Annotated in this window: 18 protein-coding genes and 1 pseudogene; 7 read left to right on the top strand and 12 right to left on the bottom strand. The window is 58.7% G+C overall.

Annotation, left to right across the window (positions count from 1 at the left end; genetic code table 11):
- Window positions 1–9: 9 nt before the first annotated feature.
- Entirely contained in the window at window positions 10–732 is a 723-nt protein-coding gene (locus ABU178_RS08900; protein WP_397213949.1) for a glutamine amidotransferase, read from the bottom strand.
- Window positions 733–912: 180 nt separating this feature from the next.
- On the opposite strand from ABU178_RS08900, the gene ABU178_RS08895 reads away from it, so the two are divergent.
- Both ABU178_RS08895 and ABU178_RS08890 read left to right on the top strand, forming a co-directional pair.
- On the top strand, window positions 913–1,797 hold the full coding sequence (locus ABU178_RS08895; RefSeq protein WP_397213947.1) for a DMT family transporter: 885 nt from the start codon (window positions 913–915) through the stop codon (window positions 1,795–1,797).
- A 49-nt stretch (window positions 1,798–1,846) separates the two neighbouring features.
- A complete protein-coding gene (locus tag ABU178_RS08890; RefSeq protein ID WP_397213945.1) occupies window positions 1,847–3,211 on the top strand; it encodes a CoA transferase in 1,365 nt (454 codons plus the stop codon).
- Window positions 3,212–3,236: 25 nt separating this feature from the next.
- On the opposite strand, the gene ABU178_RS08885 is transcribed toward ABU178_RS08890, so the two are convergent.
- A complete protein-coding gene (locus ABU178_RS08885; RefSeq protein ID WP_397213943.1) occupies window positions 3,237–3,422 on the bottom strand; it encodes a hypothetical protein in 186 nt (61 codons plus the stop codon).
- Window positions 3,423–3,472: 50 nt separating this feature from the next.
- Here ABU178_RS08885 and ABU178_RS08880 point away from each other — a divergent pair, with 50 nt between their 5' ends.
- Window positions 3,473–4,042 carry a DUF3304 domain-containing protein gene (locus tag ABU178_RS08880; protein WP_397213941.1) on the top strand — a complete coding sequence of 190 codons (570 nt, stop codon included), beginning with the start codon at window positions 3,473–3,475 and terminating at the stop codon, window positions 4,040–4,042.
- A pseudogene (locus tag ABU178_RS08875) lies at window positions 4,030–6,472 on the top strand (T6SS phospholipase effector Tle1-like catalytic domain-containing protein). Before ABU178_RS08880 ends, ABU178_RS08875 begins: the two are co-directional and overlap by 13 nt.
- Window positions 6,473–6,501: 29 nt before the next feature.
- On the opposite strand, the gene ABU178_RS08870 reads toward ABU178_RS08875, so the two are convergent.
- Genes ABU178_RS08870 through ghrA form a run of 3 tightly spaced genes read right to left on the bottom strand, consistent with a single transcriptional unit; the run spans window position 6,502 to window position 8,811 of the window.
- Window positions 6,502–7,053 carry a molecular chaperone gene (locus tag ABU178_RS08870; RefSeq protein ID WP_397213939.1) on the bottom strand — a complete coding sequence of 184 codons (552 nt, stop codon included), beginning with the start codon at window positions 7,051–7,053 and terminating at the stop codon, window positions 6,502–6,504.
- A 26-nt stretch (window positions 7,054–7,079) separates the two neighbouring features.
- Window positions 7,080–7,817, bottom strand: a complete 738-nt coding sequence (locus ABU178_RS08865; RefSeq protein ID WP_397213937.1) for a phosphatase — start codon at window positions 7,815–7,817, stop codon at window positions 7,080–7,082.
- A 52-nt stretch (window positions 7,818–7,869) separates the two neighbouring features.
- On the bottom strand, window positions 7,870–8,811 hold the full coding sequence (ghrA, locus tag ABU178_RS08860) for a glyoxylate/hydroxypyruvate reductase GhrA (protein ID WP_397213935.1): 942 nt from the start codon (window positions 8,809–8,811) through the stop codon (window positions 7,870–7,872).
- Between the two features lie 233 nt (window positions 8,812–9,044).
- Between ghrA and treA the strand changes: the two genes are divergently transcribed.
- Complete coding sequence (gene treA, locus ABU178_RS08855; protein ID WP_397213933.1) at window positions 9,045–10,745, top strand: alpha,alpha-trehalase TreA; 1,701 nt, start codon at window positions 9,045–9,047, stop codon at window positions 10,743–10,745.
- Between the two features lie 111 nt (window positions 10,746–10,856).
- On the opposite strand, the gene ABU178_RS08850 is transcribed toward treA, so the two are convergent.
- A complete protein-coding gene (locus tag ABU178_RS08850; RefSeq protein ID WP_397213931.1) occupies window positions 10,857–11,105 on the bottom strand; it encodes a GlsB/YeaQ/YmgE family stress response membrane protein in 249 nt (82 codons plus the stop codon).
- An 11-nt stretch (window positions 11,106–11,116) separates the two neighbouring features.
- Entirely contained in the window at window positions 11,117–11,314 is a 198-nt protein-coding gene (locus ABU178_RS08845) for a YqjD family protein (protein ID WP_397213929.1), read from the bottom strand.
- Window positions 11,315–11,504: 190 nt separating this feature from the next.
- On the opposite strand from ABU178_RS08845, the gene ABU178_RS08840 reads away from it, so the two are divergent.
- Window positions 11,505–12,239: a flagellar brake protein gene (locus ABU178_RS08840; RefSeq protein WP_397213927.1), complete on the top strand. Its 735-nt coding sequence runs from the start codon at window positions 11,505–11,507 to the stop codon at window positions 12,237–12,239.
- A 106-nt stretch (window positions 12,240–12,345) separates the two neighbouring features.
- Window positions 12,346–13,485, top strand: coding sequence for a mechanosensitive ion channel family protein (locus tag ABU178_RS08835; RefSeq protein ID WP_397213925.1), 1,140 nt, complete (start codon window positions 12,346–12,348; stop codon window positions 13,483–13,485).
- Window positions 13,486–13,532: 47 nt separating this feature from the next.
- Here the strand turns inward: ABU178_RS08835 and ABU178_RS08830 are convergent, their stop codons facing one another.
- From ABU178_RS08830 to ABU178_RS08810, 5 genes are all read right to left on the bottom strand, one after another.
- Window positions 13,533–14,951, bottom strand: a complete 1,419-nt coding sequence (locus tag ABU178_RS08830; protein WP_397213923.1) for an L-fucose/L-arabinose isomerase family protein — start codon at window positions 14,949–14,951, stop codon at window positions 13,533–13,535.
- 20 nt (window positions 14,952–14,971) lie between these two features.
- Window positions 14,972–16,459: an FGGY family carbohydrate kinase gene (locus tag ABU178_RS08825; RefSeq protein WP_397213921.1), complete on the bottom strand. Its 1,488-nt coding sequence runs from the start codon at window positions 16,457–16,459 to the stop codon at window positions 14,972–14,974.
- 2 nt (window positions 16,460–16,461) lie between these two features.
- Window positions 16,462–17,406, bottom strand: coding sequence for a transketolase family protein (locus tag ABU178_RS08820; RefSeq protein ID WP_397213919.1), 945 nt, complete (start codon window positions 17,404–17,406; stop codon window positions 16,462–16,464).
- Window positions 17,399–18,229 (bottom strand): transketolase, encoded by an 831-nt coding sequence (locus tag ABU178_RS08815; protein ID WP_397213917.1) that lies wholly within the window; start codon window positions 18,227–18,229, stop codon window positions 17,399–17,401. The genes ABU178_RS08820 and ABU178_RS08815 overlap by 8 nt, the downstream gene beginning before the upstream one ends.
- Window positions 18,230–18,321: 92 nt before the next feature.
- Window positions 18,322–19,425 carry an ABC transporter permease gene (locus ABU178_RS08810; RefSeq protein ID WP_397213915.1) on the bottom strand — a complete coding sequence of 368 codons (1,104 nt, stop codon included), beginning with the start codon at window positions 19,423–19,425 and terminating at the stop codon, window positions 18,322–18,324.

Below are 19,425 nucleotides of genomic sequence, written 5' to 3'. Positions count from 1 at the left end.
TAAGCGGTTTTACGCTCCCTGAGCATGGCCCGCCTGTGGACGCGCCTGTTGCAGGAAGCTCTCCAGCAGCCTGCGCGCCCAGTCGGCGCCCTGCAGCTCCGCACCGCTGTCCGCCACATCCTGCGGCAGGCAGACGCTCATAATGCGGCGGGTAAATTCCGGATGAAACTGTACCGAGAACGCCTGTGGCGTATAACGCAGGATTTGACAGCCATCCTGCTGCGACGTCGCCAGCACTTTCGCCTGCGGTGGCGGGCTGATAACCGTTTGACGATGAGAGAGCCAGGCGCTGAACCGGGCGGGCAAGGCCGCCGTCAGCGGATCGCTTTCTCCCTGCGGCGTGCGCTGCAGCTCAGTCAGACCGCGCTCCCAGCCGTTCGGGTTATCGCCTACTTTGCCGCCCAGCGCATAAGCCATCAGCTGATGGCCGTAGCAGACGCCAAGCAGCGGCAGCGCATGTTCGATCGCGGCGCGTACCCAGGCGGCGGTTCGCTCGCTCCACTCGGCGTGATCGGTCACCATCGACCAGGAGCCGCTGAGTATTGCGCCGCTGATCTGCTGAAAATCGGGCAGCGCGTCGCCCAGATGAGGGCGGATAATCAGGTATTCGTCTGGCTCCAGTGCCAGCGCGTCGATAAACCACGCGGGCTGCTCGCCGATTTGCGCGATAACCTGTGGCGGCGGAACTTCAAGCTGAATAAGGGCAAGGGGTAAGGCGTGGGCGTTAGTCATACCGAATCGTATCCTGTGCAGGTGAGCGTTTCGGAACATCAGTGTGACAGCAATCTGACGCGAAGTCTTATACTTTTCCGCGCTAATCATAAGCAAAAAAATTTTACACACCCGTACCTGTCTGCCTCTTCTTCATGCCATCATGACAGCAGCACGGTTAAAACAGCTAAGGATGAGACAGTGGCGTTGCGACATTTTTTTCTGATTCTGATGGTGGTCGCGATCTGGGCGTTTAATAACGTAGCGATTAAATGGGGCCTGCTGGAACTGCCGCCGCTGTTTCTCACCTGGATGCGCTTTGTGGTGGTCGCCATCGTCCTGATCCCTTTTTGCCGCATCACGCGCCAGCAGTTTCCCTGGCTGCTGATCCTCGCTTTTACCTTCGGTTTTCTGCATTTCTCGCTGCTGTTTCTCGGCATGCGCTACACCGACGCCGGTACCGGCGCGGTAGTGGTGCAGCTCGGCACGCCGATTGCCATGCTGTTAGCGATGATCGTGCTGAAAGAGCGACTCTCGCTGGTGCAGCTGATCGGCATTATGATTTCGCTGAGCGGCGTGGTGGTACTGTCAGGCAGTCCGACCATTCCGACCTGGTGGGTGCTGTGCCTGCTGCTCAGCAGCGCCACCGGCTGGGCGATCAGCAATTTGATTGTGAAAAAATCGCCGCCGATTAAGCCGCTGACCTTGACCGGCTGGATCTCCTTTCTGGCGATCCCGATTGTGGGTCTGGCCTCCTGGACGCTGGAGTCACATCAGATTAGCGCCCTGATGCAGGCGGGCTGGCATGGCTGGTTCGGCATTCTTTACAGCGCTCTCGCCTCGTCGATCGTCGCCTACTCCGTCTGGTACTGGCTGCTGAAAAAATATAACGTCAATCTGATCATGCCCTATTCGCTGCTGGCGCCGGTGCTGGCGGTGTTGATGGGTATTGTCGTGCTGGGCGACAGCCTGAACAGCTTCAAAATTATCGGCGCGCTGCTGGTGATCCTCGGCACCGCCATTGCGGTTATTAACCTGCGCAATTTGCGTATGCATGCGCGTTTTCCACGTATGCGTCGGCGTTAATCTGCGCTGGTTGCTATGCTTCAGGAACGGTTATTTCTGGAGCTTCCTTATGGATCATCAGCTTGCTGCTTCCCTTTGGCAACAGATGTGGCAGGGATTGCGTGGTTCTGGCGAACCCATGCCCACTCTGCACTTTCACGATTTTGCGACCTTTCCCTCGGCATTTGCGGTCAGCGAACTGGCGGCGACCAGCATCGCGCTGGCTACGCAGGCTGCGGCCGATCTTATCGCTTCCCCCGGCCCTGTGAACATCAACGTGCGGCTCGCCTCACGCTGGTTTCAGCACAGCTTCCAGCCGCGTAATCGTGCTGCGCCTGCGCTCTGGGATCCTTTTGCCGGAGATTACGCCAGCGCCGACGGCTGGATTCGTCTGCACACCAATGCGCCACACCATCGCGCCGCCATGGAACGCGTGCTTGGACAGCATGCCGATCGCGCGGCGTTAAAACACACTGTTGCCCGCTGGAATAAAGCAGAGCTGGAGCAGGCGATGATTGATGCAGGTGGCTGCGCCGCCATGATGCGCAGCGAGGCGGAATGGCAGCAGCATCCGCAGGGCCAGGCGGTAAGCCGGACGCCGCTGATTGCCGCCCGCGTCTGTCCCGAAGGCCCGCAGCCTGACTGGCGATTTCCCCGCGCGCGTCCCCTGCTCGGAGTAAAAGTGCTCGACCTGACGCGTATTATTGCCGGGCCGGTAGCGACGCGCTTTCTTGCCAGCCTCGGCGCCACGGTACTGCGTCTCGATCCGCCCGACTGGGAAGAGCCGACGCTGGAGGAGGAGGTAACCAACGGTAAACGCTGCGCACGCCTCGATCTGAAATCCGCTTCGGGACGGGAAGCCTTTCGCCGGTTGTTGAAAGAGGCGGACGTGCTGGTACATGGCTTGCGCGCCGATGCGCTGGAAGCGCTGGGTTTTGATGCAGAGACGCGCCAGGCAATCGCCCCCGGCCTGGTGGATGTCAGCCTGAACGCCTGGGGTTGGAATGGTCCGTGGCGCAACCGGCGCGGCTTCGACAGCCTGGTGCAGATGGGCTGCGGTATCGCGCATCAGGGTATGCTGTGGCAAGGCGTTGATACACCCACGCCACTGCCGGTACAGGCGCTGGATCACGCTACCGGCTATCTGATGGCGGCGGCGGCGCTGGAGGGATTGCGCCAGCGCCGCCAGCAGCATACCGGCTGGCATGCGCAGCTCTCGCTGGCGCGCACCGCGCTGTTATTGCAGCAGCACCGCTATCCCGCAGACGCCTCGCAAACAGGCATTCAGCCCGCGCGACATGATAGCTTAGCGCCGGTGGAGATCACGCCGTGGGGGATCGGCGAGCGCCTGCGCGCCGCCGCGTATCTTTCCGGCACCGCGCTGGTCTGTGCCTCGCCCGGCACGCCGCTCGGCAGCAGCGCGCCACGCTGGTAGGATTATTCGCCCTCTTCCGCCACAGTCAGACAGAAAAGTATTCACGTTTTCCTGTGAACCACCCTTTTTTCTCCTGACTCAGTCGGGATTTTCCCGACTGGTTGATCTCATCAGCACAACGCCGGTCCGGATAAGCAAGCCTTGCTGAAAAAGGTTGATTTACGCGCAACTCAACCACAAAATCCCTGCCATCTATAAGGATATTAATCATCAGACTCTGATGAGGATTCCGCCGTTCCGGCTGACAAAAGGAAATGAAAAATGAAAAAAATTCGCGTTACTCTGCTGTCCGGTCTCTGTCTGCTGGCAGTCAGCAGCCCGTCCGCCATCGGCGGTACCATCGAGGCCATCAACCACACTAAATGGGCCATTAATCGCTTCAGCGTTAACGGACAGTCCGGCCTTGATACCATCGGCCCGTTTCAGGGCGGCGGAGGCTGCTGCTTCGGTGCGCCGAAGCAGTGGAAACCCGGCATGACGGTCAGGGTTGACTGGGAAACCGGCGTGGCTTACGCCAGCGATGTACCCTCCATACCCGAACCCAAAAGACCGGTGGAGCACGGGCAGAGCCCGGAAGCTTGGCACGAAGAATGTATGATTTATTTCGAGAAAAAACAGGCGTGGAATCAAAAAATCAGGGCGCTGAGTAAAAAGCACACCCGCATCGTCCCGCTTCCGGACTATACCGGGCAGAAAACCTGCGGGATTACCGTGCATTTCTTTCCCTGCGACCAGGTAAAAGTTACCACCAGCTGCGCCCTCTACGGTTATCCGGATTATCCGGTTAAAGAGCCTCTGCAGATGAAGGAGCCCGCCGTATGTCCGAAGTAAATCCTGATCGGGTCTGGTACCCGCCCCTGTTCCCCGAGCTGGGCAGGCTTCCGTCTCATGCCACGCTGGTCGGCCAGAACTGCCAGCAGCAGGACAGTCTGGAGCAGGCGTACCGGGATGAGCTGTGCCGGGCAGCAGGCCGCCGCGTCGCGCCGCCCTGCTGCAAGACCCTGCATATCAGCCTGTTCTTTGACAGCACCGGCAATAACCTGAACCACGATCTCTACACTGCCAACCCGAAACACCCGACCAATATTGCCCGCCTGTTCCGTGCCACCATCGGCCAGGGGCATGCCGGCGGGCTGGGCAGCAAAAACCTGATGCTAACGGATATGCCGGGAAGTGCCGGGAACCGCTACTACAAATACTATCTGCCGGGTATGGGTACCCCTTTTCCGGAAATTTCAGAGCCTGATTTCAGCCTGGCGGGACTGACGACCGCCCTGCGCGGCGAAGACCGGATTAACTGGGCACTGCTGCGCATTATTGATGCTCTGATGCGCACCACAGGCCTGGGAAAAATGGATGACGGGGTCTGCTGGCGCGCCGTCCGGGCGATGGCCACTACCATCGCTACCTTCGGGCTGACCGGCAGCAGCAACCGCCGTCAGGAGTTTTACCGTCTCCTGCAGGAGCAGAAGCTGGCAGAAACCCTGCGCAGAGCCCTGAATCCCGCCGGGCCGGGACAAATGAAACTGCTGGGTATCAAGCTCTATATATACGGTTTCTCCCGTGGCGCGGCTGCGGCGCGCACGTTTGTCGACTGGCTCTGCGCGCTGCTGCCGCAACCGCAGGCAGACGAAGAAAAGCCGGAGCAGTGCCTGGCGGCCGGCGGCCTGAAAATCCCGCTCAGCATTGAATTTCTCGGCCTGCTAGACACGGTGGCCTCGGTGGGCGTTCCCCATCTGGCTCCGGTTGCGGAAGGGCATATGGGCTGGGCTGACGGCAGCCAGGCGCTGCCGGACGATGAGCGCTACGGCGGCCTGATAAAGCACTGTCTCCATCTGGTCTCTGCTCATGAACAGCGCCTCTGCTTCCCGCTCGACTCCCTCCGCCGCACTGGCGGACAGTATCCCACCCGCAGCATGGAGGTGCTTTACCCCGGCATGCATTCGGATATTGGCGGCGGCTACCCACCGGGCGATCAGGGAAAAGCCGCCGGACCTGATGACGGTCTGCTGCTGTCACAAGCCGCCCTGCACGAGATGTATGCGGCGGCGTTTGCCGTGGGTGCGCCGCTAAAGGTCAGACAGAACGCGCTGCCGGATACTCTGAAAAGCGATGAGTGGCGCGTTATGCCGGAAGATGTCGCCCTGGAATATGAGATTTCCCCGGACCTTGTCAGGCGTTTTAACGCGTGGCGTACGCTGACTCTCAGCCTCCCGCCATCTGCGAAAAACATCAGCGATCAACAGGTAACAGACTATCAGCCGGTACGCGCACCGGTCAGTCTGGAGCAGGCCATAGAAGCGCAGATGGGCTGGCTCACCGCTTGGCGTATCGACCGCTATGCCCGCGGTACTTACAAAACCCAGCCTTTTTACCGTGAGTCTGCCGCTGGCGGACGGGACAGAGACAGCGATCCGGTGGTGCGCAGGGCCTCCCTGGCGGCCCGCGAAGCAAAACAGAAAAAAATCGAGCAGGCACGCCGGGAGATGCTGGCTGGCATGACAAAAGAAACGTTTCCGCTGCTTCCTCAGGGAGAAAAAGATTTCGATGCGGCGCTGGGGGCGTCAGGCCGCAGAGGAGTTCCGCGAGGATTATCAGGGCCTTTCGCGCAGCCATACGCAGGAATGGTACTTTGAACCGGTCTATGCCCTGCAAAGCACGCTTTTTCTGCTGAATACCGACGATGAGTACGCGGAATGGCTGCGCATGAAAACCGCTGGTGAGGTCCGCCTTAAAACGCTTTTTTCTGCTGCCAACGAAGCTGGCAATGCAGCATTGCCGGAAGCACAGGTGCGGGCACTGTTTGATGACCAGGTACACGATTCCCGCGCATGGTTTATGCACAGTACTTCTGGCGCCCGTGAACCCTGGAGCAGCTACTTCCGCTACCGGATGATTTATTCTGGCGAGACCAGCAACAAGCCGCTGTCACCTCTACTGGTGGCCGGGGCCGTGGTGGGCGCGGCCACCCTCGCGGGCGGGGTCGCCTTTGTTATCAGACAGAAAAAGGCACAGGAGAAACTGTCGGGACTGGCCAGTCTGGCCGGGGCGCTCTCGCTGGAAGCACAGGCGATGGATATTCTTTCCGGCAAACCGCTGCCAATGCTGCCGGATGCAGACCATTTGCGGGCTTTCACACAGCAGCCTGGCGCCGTGGTGGCACAGCAAAAAATCACCATCGCGGAGCAGCAGCTGGCGCAGGCAAGAGCGGTTATCCGGGCGCACTGGCCGGAGACAGTCTGGCCTGCAGTTGAGACATAACAGAAAAGCCCTGCGGGGCTTTTTTAATGTTATTCCCCCTCTTCCGCCAGCTCCTCGCGCATCGCCTGAATCGCTTCGCGCGTCAGCAGCGCCAGCGTGCGGTAAAACGCAGTGGTCGCATGCGCTTCCACTTTGCCAAGGAAGGCGCCGCACCACGGCAGCAGATAGTCATCAAACAGTGCCAGCTGGGCGGCAGACTCATCCTGTTCCGACTGATCCTCCAGCCAGGAGGCGGCAAGCAGCAGCACGCCAAAATGATCGGCGGGCGCGTCGCTCAGCGGCATACCGCGTGAGGTCAGAAAGGCGCGGATATCCGCCTCTGAGCGACCATTGTCCCACTGTGAGGCATAGGGCGGCACGCTGCATTCGCTGCCGACAAACAGCGCATTGTAATCCGCCGCCAGCACCTGAGGATCGCTGTTTTCGCGCAGGCGGTTCAGCAGCTCATCTTGCTCCAGCGGCCATTGCGCCTGCAGTTTCCCCTCCCGCATCAGCGTAAACAGCGGCACCAGCAGCGGGTCCTGCGGCTGACGATTAAACAGCGAGCCGATAACCCGACAGAGGATAGAGAACTCATTCATACAACAACCTTCCTTGAGGCAAGAGATTAAAAATCGGCAAATTCAGCGATCTGTTTGCCGGTACGCTTCTCGAGAAAATCGAGCAGGCGTCGCGGCGTGACATTTAACACGCGCGCTTCCGGAAAATCCACTTCGCGCGTAATGCGCAGGCAATGCTCAAAATGGCCCAAGGTAAAGGCGGTATGGGAATCGGAGCCAAAGGCGAGACGCCCGCCCGCATCGCGCACCGCCTCGGCAATGGCGCGGCAATTAGGTTCGCTGCCCGGACGCGAATGGGTAAAGGAGGAGTTGTTGATCTCCAGCGCCACATCATAGTGGGCCGCCGCCTCAGCAATCGCCGGAATATCGACGTCGAACTTCGGGTTGCCCGGATGGCTGATAATATGCACCAGGCCGCTTGCCATCGCCGCAATCATCGCGTCGGTATGCGCCGCTTTATCACGCGGCGCGAACACCGGCTCATGAAAACCAGCCACGATTAGATCCAGCGCGTCGAGCATCGGGCCTGAACAGTCGATCTCGCCCTGCAGGTTTTTGATGTTGGCTTCAATGCCGCGCAGCACGCCGACGCCGTCAATCACGCGCGGCCAGATACGCATGTTCACGAAATGCCAGTAGTGCGGCGCATCGGCCATGTCCGGGCCATGATCGGTAATGGCGAACAGCTTCAGACCGTTCTGCTTCGCCTGTGCCACATAATCATGCAGCGTACTGTAGGCGTGCGTGCTGGCCACGGTGTGCATATGTAGGTCAACGGGGTACATAATTTTCTCCTGAAAAGCAGGCAGGCCGGTTGCGCCCTGCCTGAATGAACAATCAGTAGCCGCGGGTTAAATCGACGCGGCCTTTCGGCTCCCCGCCAGCAACAAGCTGGCGAATCGCACCGGCAATGTAATCCATAGCTTCCTCTGGCAAAGTGACAGCCGCATTATGCGGCGTGATTGCCACGCGCGGATGGGACCAGAAGGGATGATCTTCCGTCAACGGTTCGCGCTGAAAGACATCCAGCGCCGCCGCTTTGATTTTACCTTCATCCAGCGCCGCCAGCAGATCCTCTTCCACCAGATGCGCGCCGCGCGCCAGGTTGAGCACAAAGGCCCCGTCTGGCAGCTTTTGCAGCAGATCGCGGTTAATAATGCCCGCGGTTTCCGGCGTGGCGGGCAGCAGGTTAATCAGTACGCGACTGTCGGCGAGAAAATCATGCAGCTGTTCCGCGCCATGGAAACTGGCCACGCCCGCGATCGCTTTGGCACTGCGGCTCCAGCAGCGCAGCGGAAAGCCCCAGGGACGCAGGCTGGCGGCGACGCTGGCGCCCAGCACGCCCGCTCCCAGAATGCCGATAGTGAAGCTGTCGCGCTGATAGCCGGGCAGATGCTGCCAGAGAGCTTGCTGCTGTTGCAGCTGATAATCATCGAAACGGCGGAACCAGCGCAGCACGGTGTGGACAGCATACTCCTGCATTTGCAGGCTCATGCCGGTATCTTCCAGCCGGAACAGGGGCACGCCGGGGGCGAGCATATCGGGGTAGCGCTGAAGCTGTAAAAGGATGTCGTCCACGCCAGCGCCAATCGCAAACACCGCCTGTAAATCGCGGCGACCCTGCAACATTTCCGGTGGCGGCGAACGCACCAGCGCATAGTCGGCAGGCGCATTGTCGCCCGGCTGCCAGCGCCGCACGTTGGCCTGCGGCAGACGCCGTTGCAAACCGTTAATCCATGCCTGTTCATCAAACGTCGGGTGATACCAGATGATCTCCATTGCTTTCTCCTTTTTTCTTTCAGCCTCCGGCAAAATTTCTTCCAGGGCAAGAAAAACGTCGCCGCTATTTTTTACCCGATGCACTGCGCCCTTTCAGCCACCAGCGAAGCGCGATTAATCCAGACTGCCTCACATTTCCAGGCTCGTTACCAGCTAATTTATCAGATTAGGGCTAAAGTTGTTTGGGTGGTCAATGAGTTACCGATCGCCTTTTCGGACAAGGAGAAAAACCGATGCCAAGAAATGCCGTAACAACTCAAGCAAAAAAACATGGGATGGCGCAGCTGGTGCTGGCCGCGCTGCTTGCCGCGCCCGCGCTAATGGCGCAGGCTGCGGATGAAGATCGCATGCTCAACAGTCAGCCCCAGCCGCCGGATGTGCGTTTAGGGCCGTTGTTTAATGCCGTGCAGCAGGCACAATTTTTTCCGGATCAGAAAACTTTCGCCGACGCGGTGCCGAAATATAATCCCTCTTCAATTCTTGCCGACTGGCAGATGCAAAAGAATCAAAGCAGCTTCGATCTGAAACGCTTCGTCTACACCAATTTTACCCTGCCCGCTAACGGTGAAAAATACGTTCCTCCGGCCGGGCAGAGCTTGCGCGCGCATATTGACGGCCTCTGGCCGGTGCTGACGCGTACCGCCAAAACGGCCGGTCAGTATGATTCCCTGCTGCCGCTGCCGAAACCTTATGTGGTGCCCGGCGGACGCTTCCGCGAAGTCTATTACTGGGACAGCTATTTCACCATGCTGGGCCTAGCCGAGAGCGGTCACTGGGATCGCGTGCAGGATATGCTCGATAACTTTGCCTGGGAGCTGGACACTTACGGCCATATCCCCAACGGTAACCGCAGCTACTACCTCAGCCGTTCGCAGCCGCCGTTTTTCAGTTTGATGGTAGATCTGCTGGCGACCCACGAGGGAGATAAAGCCTATACCCACTATCTGCCGCAGCTGCAGAAAGAGTATGACTACTGGATGGCGGACAGCGACAGCATGCAGGCCGGCAGCGCCAGCAAACGGGTTATCAAGCTGGCGGACGGCACCCTGTTGAACCGCTACTGGGATATGCGCGACGCGCCGCGCACTGAATCCTGGCTGGACGACATAAAAACCGCGAACAAAGCGCCGGAGCGCAACAAGCAGGAGATGTACCGCGAGCTGCGCTCGGGCGCCGCCTCCGGCTGGGACTTCAGCTCACGCTGGTTTACCGATGCCCATAACCTGTCGACGATTCGCACCACGCAGCTGGCGCCGGTGGATCTCAACAGCCTGATCTTCCATCTGGAGAAAACGCTCTCCAAAGCATATCAGCTCGATAAACAGAGCGATAAAGCGCAGCAGTATGCCGAACGGGCGGAGAAGCGTCAGGCCGCGATCAATCGCTACCTGTGGGACGAAAAACAGGGCTGGTACGCCGATTATGACTGGCAGAAAAAACGGGTGCATAACCAGCTGACTGCGGCCGCCCTGTTCCCGCTCTATATGCAGGCGGCAACCGACAAACAGGCGGCACGCACCGCCACGGCAGTGGAAAAGCAGCTGCTGAAACCGGGCGGACTCGTCACCACCACGGTGAATAACGGCCAGCAATGGGATGCCCCGAACGGCTGGGCGCCGCTGCAATGGGTGGCGGTAAAAGGTCTGGAGAATTATCAGAAGCCGCAGCTGGCGCAGGAAATTGGTCTGCGCTTCCTGAATAATGTGCAGACCACCTATGACAAAGAGCACAAGCTGGTGGAGAAATATGTGGTAGAAGGCAAAAACCTCGGCGGCGGCGGCGGCGGTGAATACCCGTTGCAGGATGGTTTTGGCTGGACCAACGGCGTGACCCTGATGCTGCTGGATAAATATTGTCCGAAAGAGAAAACCTGCGACAGCGCGAAAGATATTCCGCAAACCTCAGCCGTCGCGACGGAAACCGCGGCGAAATAGGCCCGATTCGGTGCCGGTTCGCGCCGGCATCGTTTTACATAGCTGAACGTCAGAAACAACAAAGGGGAGCCATGGCTCCCCTTTGTTATTCAGTCCGCACGCGGCGTTAATTTAGCTTCGTACTTTGCGGTAGATAAACAGCACCACGATAGCGCCGATTACCGCGACAACAAAGCTGCCGAAGTTAAATCCGTCCACTCTGCCGAAGCCGAAGAAGGTACTGATCCAGCCACCCACAACTGCACCAATAATACCCAGAATGATGGTCACGATGAAGCCGCCGCCATCTTTACCAGGCATGATCCATTTGGCGAGAATACCTGCGATTAAGCCGAAAATAATCCATGAAAGAATTCCCATATTACTACTCCTTACTTTTTCGTGATTAACATACCGACAACCAGGCCAAGCGCGACACCTACCCCCACGCCTGCCCACGGATTTTTTTTCATCCAGGCACAGGAGCAATGCGCGGCACTATCCAGGCCATCGCGCATGTCGTCGCTCCAGTCTCGGGAACGCGCCTGTGCGTGTTTTGCATTTTCTTTCAACTCACGTTTCGACCACATAATCCCACTCCTGCCGTGAAAGCCTGAATAATCAAGCTGTTTACAGCGCTAAGTATAGACGGGAATTTCTGTTCTGCTGTTTTAAGGCAAGAAAAACAATAATTAGCAAACTAAAGTTCCCCGCCGTCACGCCGATAACGGACGGGTAGCAATGGAATCCGAATAGCAAGCGAATCGTGTGGAGCAGGATGTGAAAGAAGCCGATAATGAACAATACCTCAAACGAGGCACCCTGGCGGTCCTTGGCGTTATGAAGGAGTTGTTGCGCTATAAAACGCCGATAATGGTGAGTTTTGCGCGCGGTCAATTCATCAGCCAGCTGCTGGCTGCCGATGAAGATCGGATCCTGTTCGATCTGGGCAGCAATAATCTGATGAACCATCAGGTACAGGAGAGCGGCGAGGTTAACATTGCTGCAGAAACGCAGGGCGCCAAGGTCGAATTTTCCCTTAGCGAACTGGAATCGATTGAACATGAGGGACTGCCCGCCTTCAGCGCGCCGCTGCCCGACCTGCTGTGGCAAATTCAGCGTCGTGAGTTCTTTCGCGTGATGGCGCCGCTGGAGCCGGTATTCTGGTGTCACAGCACATGGCCGGACGGCCGCACGGTGCGTTTTCGCCTGCAGGATCTCTCGCTGGGCGGCGTGGGCGTGCTGGTGGACGAAGCGCTGCCGGAAGACCTCAAAACGGGCGATAAATTTAAAAATTTGCGCGTCGAGCTGGGCGAATATGGTCAGTTTGAAGTTGAGGCGCAGCTGCAGCATATAGGTCAACGCAGCGTGATAAGCGGCAAAAATGAAACCCGGGTCACGCCGCGCCTCAGCTTTCGCTTTACCATTATCGAACCCGTGCAGGCGCGTCAGCTTCAGCAGGTCATTTTTTCCCTTGAACGTCTGGCGCGCGATAAGGCTAACCGTTTTCAGTAAGCGCTTTCTTCCCGTGGATGCGTGACGCCCGTCGCGCATCCAGGCTATGCTTTCCCCCTCCTGTTACATTTTATAACCCGGCTCACCAGTAAGGAGCACTTCCCCAATGGCAAACTGGCTTTCTTCGCAGACATTTACTCGCCTGCTTTTTAATGAAACCTTTTGGATTAATATCGCCATCGTCATCGGCGCCACGTTGGTTATTTACTGGGTATTGCGCAGCATTATCCGCTTTGTCTCCAGCCGTCTCGCCCATTTCAGCACCAGCCGTCATGCGCGTCTTTACACCCTCGCGGTAGAAATATTGCGCAGCACCAGCCAGACGCTGTTACTGATATTTTCGCTATTGATAGCGATAAAGTTTATTGATTTATCCGGCTTTTGGCGTGCAGCCATCTCCCATGGCTGGTTCGTCGCTCTGATCCTGCAAATTACGCTCTGGATCAACTGCGGCATCCGGCTCTGGTTCCAGATTATGCTGCATGACCCGACACAGGTACGCAATCCGGTAACGATAGTTATCCTTGGCATTGTATTGCGCACCCTGGTATGGGTAATGATGTTCCTCGCCATCCTGTCCAATATGGGGATTAATATCACCGCGTTGGTCGCCAGCCTCGGCGTTGGCGGTATTGCGATTGCCCTGGCGGTTCAGACCGTGCTCAGCGACGTGTTAGCCTCGCTGTCAATTGGCTTTGATAAGCCGTTTGAAATCGGCGATTTCGTCGTTTTCGGCGATGTTGCCGGCTCGATTGAGCATATCGGACTGAAAACCACCCGGATACGCAGCCTGAGCGGCGAGCAGATTGTCTGCTCTAATACCCAGATGCTGCAGCAGACGCTCCATAATTACAAACGCATGCAGCAACGCCGCATTGTGTTTAAATTCGGCATTAATTACAGTACGCCAGCGGAAAAAGTGCGACAAATCGGCGGTGTAGTGAAAGAGATCATTACAGGCATTGAGACGACCCGCTTCGATCGCGCCCATTTTCTCTCTTTTGACGAATCGCAGCTGACTTTTGAGGTGGTCTATATCGTGCTGGACGCGGACTACAACAAATACATGGATATTCAGCAGGAAATCAATGTGCAGCTGATGCAGCGGCTTGAAGAGATGGAAATCCGCTTTGCCTTCCCTATGCGTCGTATTGAATTCACTGGCGGAACCTTGCCTAAAATCAACCTGGCAAACGCCTCCAACGAAAGCGCTTCAGCAGAGAGCATAGCCGCTGCGCGCCGCTAAGCTCATCCTCTGAGACCCGACGACAAGGGGCATAAAGCCCCTTGTTTTCAGCGATGATGATAGCAACTGACACCCAGATAGGTGTTGAACGCTTCCTGTAGCACGGCGGCGGTTGAAGAGTGGTTCATCGCCACATGATGCTCAAAGCCGTTGTTACAGATCCAGGCCAGCAGCGACTCCAGCTGAGGCACGCGGATCACCGCACGACAGCCCACGGTGTCCAGCGCATCGTCCACTGACTCCCCCTCGCCCACGTAAGCTTTGATCTCGCCGGTAAAGTCGTCGGTCGAGAGGCGAAAATAGGTAAGATTGCCCGACTTCATGCGTCCGTGCACCGCGCCGCAGGTATTCTCCTTGCCCACCGTGGTGCCGATGATATCCGCCGTGCCGACAGTAGGCGACTCCAGGCTGGCGCTGGGGAAGTTACCGCAGTGAAACAGCACGCATTTGTCGCGATCGTCGCCGAAATTATTGTTCCAGTCGGCCAGCGAGGCGGGACTGAGCGAACAGCTCGCCAGCGCATACATCGACAGCGCGCCCATCACATCCACTTCGCAGGCGCTGGGCATCAGCTGGCCCGACATCACGCTCATAATGGAACAGACGTTGATGCCGAGATTCTCCTGTAGCGAGGTCCAGCACTGAATGGCGGTGGTATCGATATCGTTCGCCTGTATCCACTCGCCGATCACCACAAACAGCTTCGCCATGGTATGCAGTTTCTCTGACGGAATGGCGCGCGCATCGGCGTTATCCTCCAGAATCTGGCGCTTCTCCGCCACGCGAATATCATCATCGCGCAGCAGCTTGATACGGCTAAAAATCTCGGACAGATCGAGGGTTTCCACCGCAATGCCCATTTTCTCCAGCAGCTTTTCGCTGTAGCGCACGGTGTTAAAGCCCGCCGGACGTGCGCCGATGGCGCCAACGCGCACGCGACGCATCGCTTTCACTACGCGGCAGAGCTGGCTGAAACGTTGCAGATCCTGCATAAAAATCTCACTGCTCAGCGCACAGACGTGCTGACTGGTCAGGGAGAAGGGAATGCCGTACTGACGCAGGTTGTTACAGAGCGAAATTTTGCCGCAGAAGCTGTCACGCCGCGTGGCCAGCCCCATTTTGTCCAGATTATCCTCTTCCGCCTGGATCAGCACCGGCACGTTGAGACCTGACAGGCGAATCGCCTCCGCCGCCGCTTTTTCGTCGCCGAAGTTAGGCAGCAGCACCACAATGCCGTGGATTTCATCCCGGTGCTGACGGAACAGTTCCGCGCAGGTTTTCGCTTCCTGGCGCGTCTCGACGCCGCCGAGGTTGGTTTGCGTCTCGTCCAGCATCACGGTGCGGATATTGAGTTTGTCGAACAGCGCCACCGCCTGCTGCCGCGCTTCGCCGACCAGATAGCTGGGAAAGAAGCCGCGATTGCCGATAATGACGCCAAAGGTTAACTGTTGAGGATGATGTGACATTGCTTTGCTCCGCGAATGGGTTATAGCGGCTGATAGCGGCAGCGCGCTACCGCATCCAGCCAGCCTTTATAGTTTTCCTGCATCTCCCTGGCGCGATCCTCGCGCGGTTCGATCACGCTGCCGCCCTGCAACGCCGCCATATCACTGCCCTGCTGCCACCAGCTGAGCATTTTTCCCGCCAGCAGCGCCGCGCCGAGCGCAGAGACCTCCGCCGTAGGCGCGCGCAGCAATGGCCGCTGCAAAAGATCGGCCTGCAGCTGCATCAGCCAGGGATTTTCCGTCGCGCTGCCATCCACGCAGAGCGCAGGCAGCCGCAGACCGCTCGCCTGTTCCATGGCGAAGAAAACATCCGCAATCTGAAAGGCGATCGACTCCAGCGCCACGCGCGCCAGCACTGCGGGCGTGGCAGCATCGGTCAGGCCGCACACCATGCCGCGCGCCTGCAAATCCCACCAGGGCGCACCCAGGCCGGAGAGCGCCGGAACAAAATAGACGCCCTGGTTATGCGCGCTACTTTCCGCCAGCGCCGTCAGGCGACGCGGGTCGTCAATGCCCAGCATGCGGCCGAGCCAGGCCGCGCCGGAGCCGGTATGAGTGATGTTGCCTTCAAAAGCGTAACGGATCAGGCCGTCGTGCCAGGCCACGGTGGTGCTGAGGCCGTTCTCGGTGAGCAACGGTGTCGTCATCGACATCATCAGCGACGAGCCGGTGCCGTAGGTCGCCTTTACCACTTCTTCGCTGCCGCGACGCTGTGCCTGTAGCGCCGCGTGGGAATCGCCGATGCGCGCCAGTATTGGCGTGCCCGGCGGCAAACCGGCAATGTCAGTGGTGGCAACCACGCCTTGCGCGCTGGCGGAGGGGACGATTGCGGGCAGCGCCGCGCGCGGAATGTTAAACAGAGCGAGCAGCTCCTCATCCCAGTCGCTGCCGTGCAGGCTGTAAAGCTGGGTGCGCGCCGCATTGGCGTGATCGGTGACGAAACAGTCGCCCGCGCTCAGCTTCCAGCTCAGCCAGCTATCCACGGTGCCGATACAAAGCTCCCCCGCCTGCGCCCGCGCCAGCCCATCGGGAATGGCGGCCAGCATGCCGGTGAGCTTGGCGGCGGGAAACATCGGGTCCACCGCCAGCCCGGTCAGGCCGGTAATACGCGGCGCTTTTCCGGCGGCGCGCAGATCGCGACAAAAGGCTTCTGAACGGCGATCCTGCCAGCTCACCAGCGGCGTCAGCGGCTGCCCGTCGCGCCGCTGCCAGATCAGCACCGATTCGCGCTGGTTGCTGATCGCCACCGCCACTACCTCGGCGTTGGCGCAGCCCGCCAGGCAGCTTTCCGCCGCCGCTCTCACCGCCTGCCAGATCGCTTCCGCATCCTGCTCCGCCAACCCCGGCTGCGGATGATGCAGCGTTAATCCGCAGCTGCCGCGCGCCACCACCTGACCTGCGCGATCCACCGCAATGGCTTTTGCATTGGTGGTGCCTTCATCTATTGCCAGAATTACCGGGCCCGCCATATTTACGCTCCCGCGCAGATGCGCACTGCACTTTTCACCACGCTGGCGGCGTCAATGCCGTGACGCGCACGGGTTGAGGCGCGATCCCCGGCGATGGCGTACTGTCCGTCCGGGATGCCCAGACGCAACAGCGGAATGCCGCAGCCGCCTTCCGCCAGCACCTCGGCTACCAGGCTGCCGACGCCGCCGTTGACGTTATGCTCTTCAACGGTAATCACCGCCGGGTACTGGTTTAACAGGTTGCGCAACTGTTCGATATCGCAAGGTCGAATCGATGGAATGGCGATCACACCCGCTGAGATCCCCTGTTCAGCCAGTTGCGCCGCAGCGTTAACAATCTCATGAACCGTCGAACCCATCGCCACCAGCGCGATATGCTCACCGCTGCGCAGTTCGTCGATAGCACCTGGGACAAATTGATAGTTGTCGTCATGCAGCTGCGGCAGCTCTTTGCCATCAAGGCGGATATAGACCGGGCCGATATAATCGAGGGCGTAATCAATGATCTGCCGACACTCCAGCGGACAGGAAGGGGCGAAAATCTGGATGTTGCCGAAGCCGCGCATAATGGCGATATCGTCAATGCTGTGGTGGGTACTGGCGAGCGGCCCGTAGCTGGCTCCCGCATTCAGACCAAACAGCTTGACGTTGGTGTCGTTGTAGCAGACGTCCACTTTCACCTGCTCATTGGCGCGCGAAATCAGGAACGGCGCCGCGTTACAGGTTACGGCCACCTTGCCGCCAATCGCCAGCCCGGCGGCCGTGCCGACCAGCGTCTGCTCGGCGATGCCGACGTTTATCAGACGGTCAGGAAAGGCTTTAATAAAGGGCGCGATTTTTGCCGTTGAGGTGGAATCCGCCACCACCGGCACCAGATCGATACCGCGGTTCACCGCGTCGATAAAGGCCGTCACCATGACGCTGGCCAAATGTTGTGCGTTACTCATCTTTTAACTCCTCCAGCGCCAGCGCAATCTCTTCCCCTTTCGGCACCCGGTGATGCCACTCCGGTTTACTTTGAATAAAGGAGATGCCGTAGCCTTTTTCGGTATGGGCGACGATCACCTGCGGCTTGCCGTTTACCGGCAGGTTTTCCAGAGTTTCTACCACTGCCGCCATGTCATTGCCGTTACATTCAGTGACCTCAAGCCCGAACGCGCGCCACTTATCCGGCAGCGGATCGGTGTTCATGATCTCTTTGGTGCTGCCCGCCAGCTGCAGCTTGTTTTTGTCATTGATGATAATCAGGTTATCGAGGCCGTAGTGCGCGGCGACCAGCGCCGCTTCCCAGTTGCTCCCCTCCGCCAGCTCGCCATCGCCGGTCACCACAAACACCCGCCGCTTGCTGTTATCTTTTTTCGCCGCCAGCGCGATGCCTACGGCAACCGGCAGACCATGACCCAGCGCACCGGTATTCAGCTCCACGCCGGGCGTTTTCTGCCGCACCGGATGGCCGGGCAGATGGGAATCGGAATGCTGATAGCTCGGTAGCCAGCTTTCCGGAAAATAGCCCGCCTCGGCCAGCACGCAGTAATAGCCGCCGACCGCATGTCCTTTCGACTGGATGTAGATATCACGGTCGGGATCGCCGGTGCGATCCGGCGCGCAGTTCAGGAAGCGGAAATAAAGCGCGGTGAGGATCTCTACCTGAGAAAGATCGGCGCCGGTATGACCGCCTGCCGGACTGCCGGCATTCAGCTGAATGATGCGGCGGCGCACGGAACGCGCCGTGCGTTCCAGGTCGGCTACCGGTAATTTGAAAGGATTCATAAGTACACCTCTGAATTTTAAAGCAGTCATGAATATTTATTCAGACAGGGTAAAAAAAGGGGTACAGGCAAATCGGGCCTGCACCGCCACCGTTAACCTTTGGCCTCACCCTCCTCTATCAGCGCCTTTTGCGCCACGACGGCAGCCTTTTGCTGCATGCGGTTCTGCATCTGGTCGATGATCACCGCGATGATGATGACGATCCCTTTGATCACCATCTGCCAGAATTCGCTGACGCCCATCATGATCAGGCCATCGGCGAGAAAACCAATCACAAAGGCGCCGATCAGGGTGCCGAGAATGGTGCCGCGACCGCCCGCCAGCGAGGTGCCGCCCAGCACCACCGCCGCGATGGCGTTCATCTCAAACGAGGTGCCGTTAGCCGGGTGGCTGGCGACCAGCTGCGACGACACCACAATCCCGGCGATCGCCGCGCAGAAACCGGAAAGCGTATAAACCAGAATCTTGACCTGCTTCACCTTGACCCCGGAGAGTTCGGCGGCGCGTTCGTTATCGCCGATGGCGTAAACCTGACGGCCAAAAGGCAGACGGCGCGCGATATAGGCGATCACCAGCGCCAGCACCACCATCATCCAGATGGCGTAAGGCAGGCCGAGAAAATAGCCGGCGCCGATGCGGTCAAAGCCGGTATTGCCCAGCAGCGGATTGCCCTGGAGTCCGGGAAAGGTTTCACCGCCAGAAGTGAGCATTGCCGCGCCGCGCAGGATATACATGGTGCCCAGCGTGCAGATAAAGGGCGCGACGTTGTAACGCGTAATGATCCAGCCGTTGCCCGCCCCTACCAGCGCGCCGACCAGTAGCACCAGCGGCACGATCACCCAGACGCTGGGAAAAATGGCGATGCCAAACATCGGTAGCACAATCCCTTTGGTAATCAGCCAGCCGGCGATCATGCCGCACAGCCCGAGGGTGGCGCCGATGGAGAGATCGATCCCGGCGGTAATGATCACAAAGGTGATACCGAGGGCGAGAAAGGCGTTGATGGCGATATGTTTAACCATGATCACCAGACTGCCCACGGCGAGAAAGTCCGGTACGGTAATGGCAAAAAAACCTACGATCAGAATCAGCGCGATAAAGGTGCGCATTTTCAGCAGCAGCAAAATCAGGCTTTCGCGTGAGTTAAACGCTTTAGCGGGCCGGGTGGCGAGCGCCACGGAACCGTTGCTTTTCAT

The sequence above is a fragment of the Pantoea osteomyelitidis genome, from assembly GCF_044342975.1.
Taxonomy (GTDB): Bacteria; Pseudomonadota; Gammaproteobacteria; order Enterobacterales; family Enterobacteriaceae; genus Pantoea; species Pantoea osteomyelitidis.
Note: the sequence above shows the minus strand (reverse complement) of the source record. Positions and strands in the feature narration are given on the sequence as shown.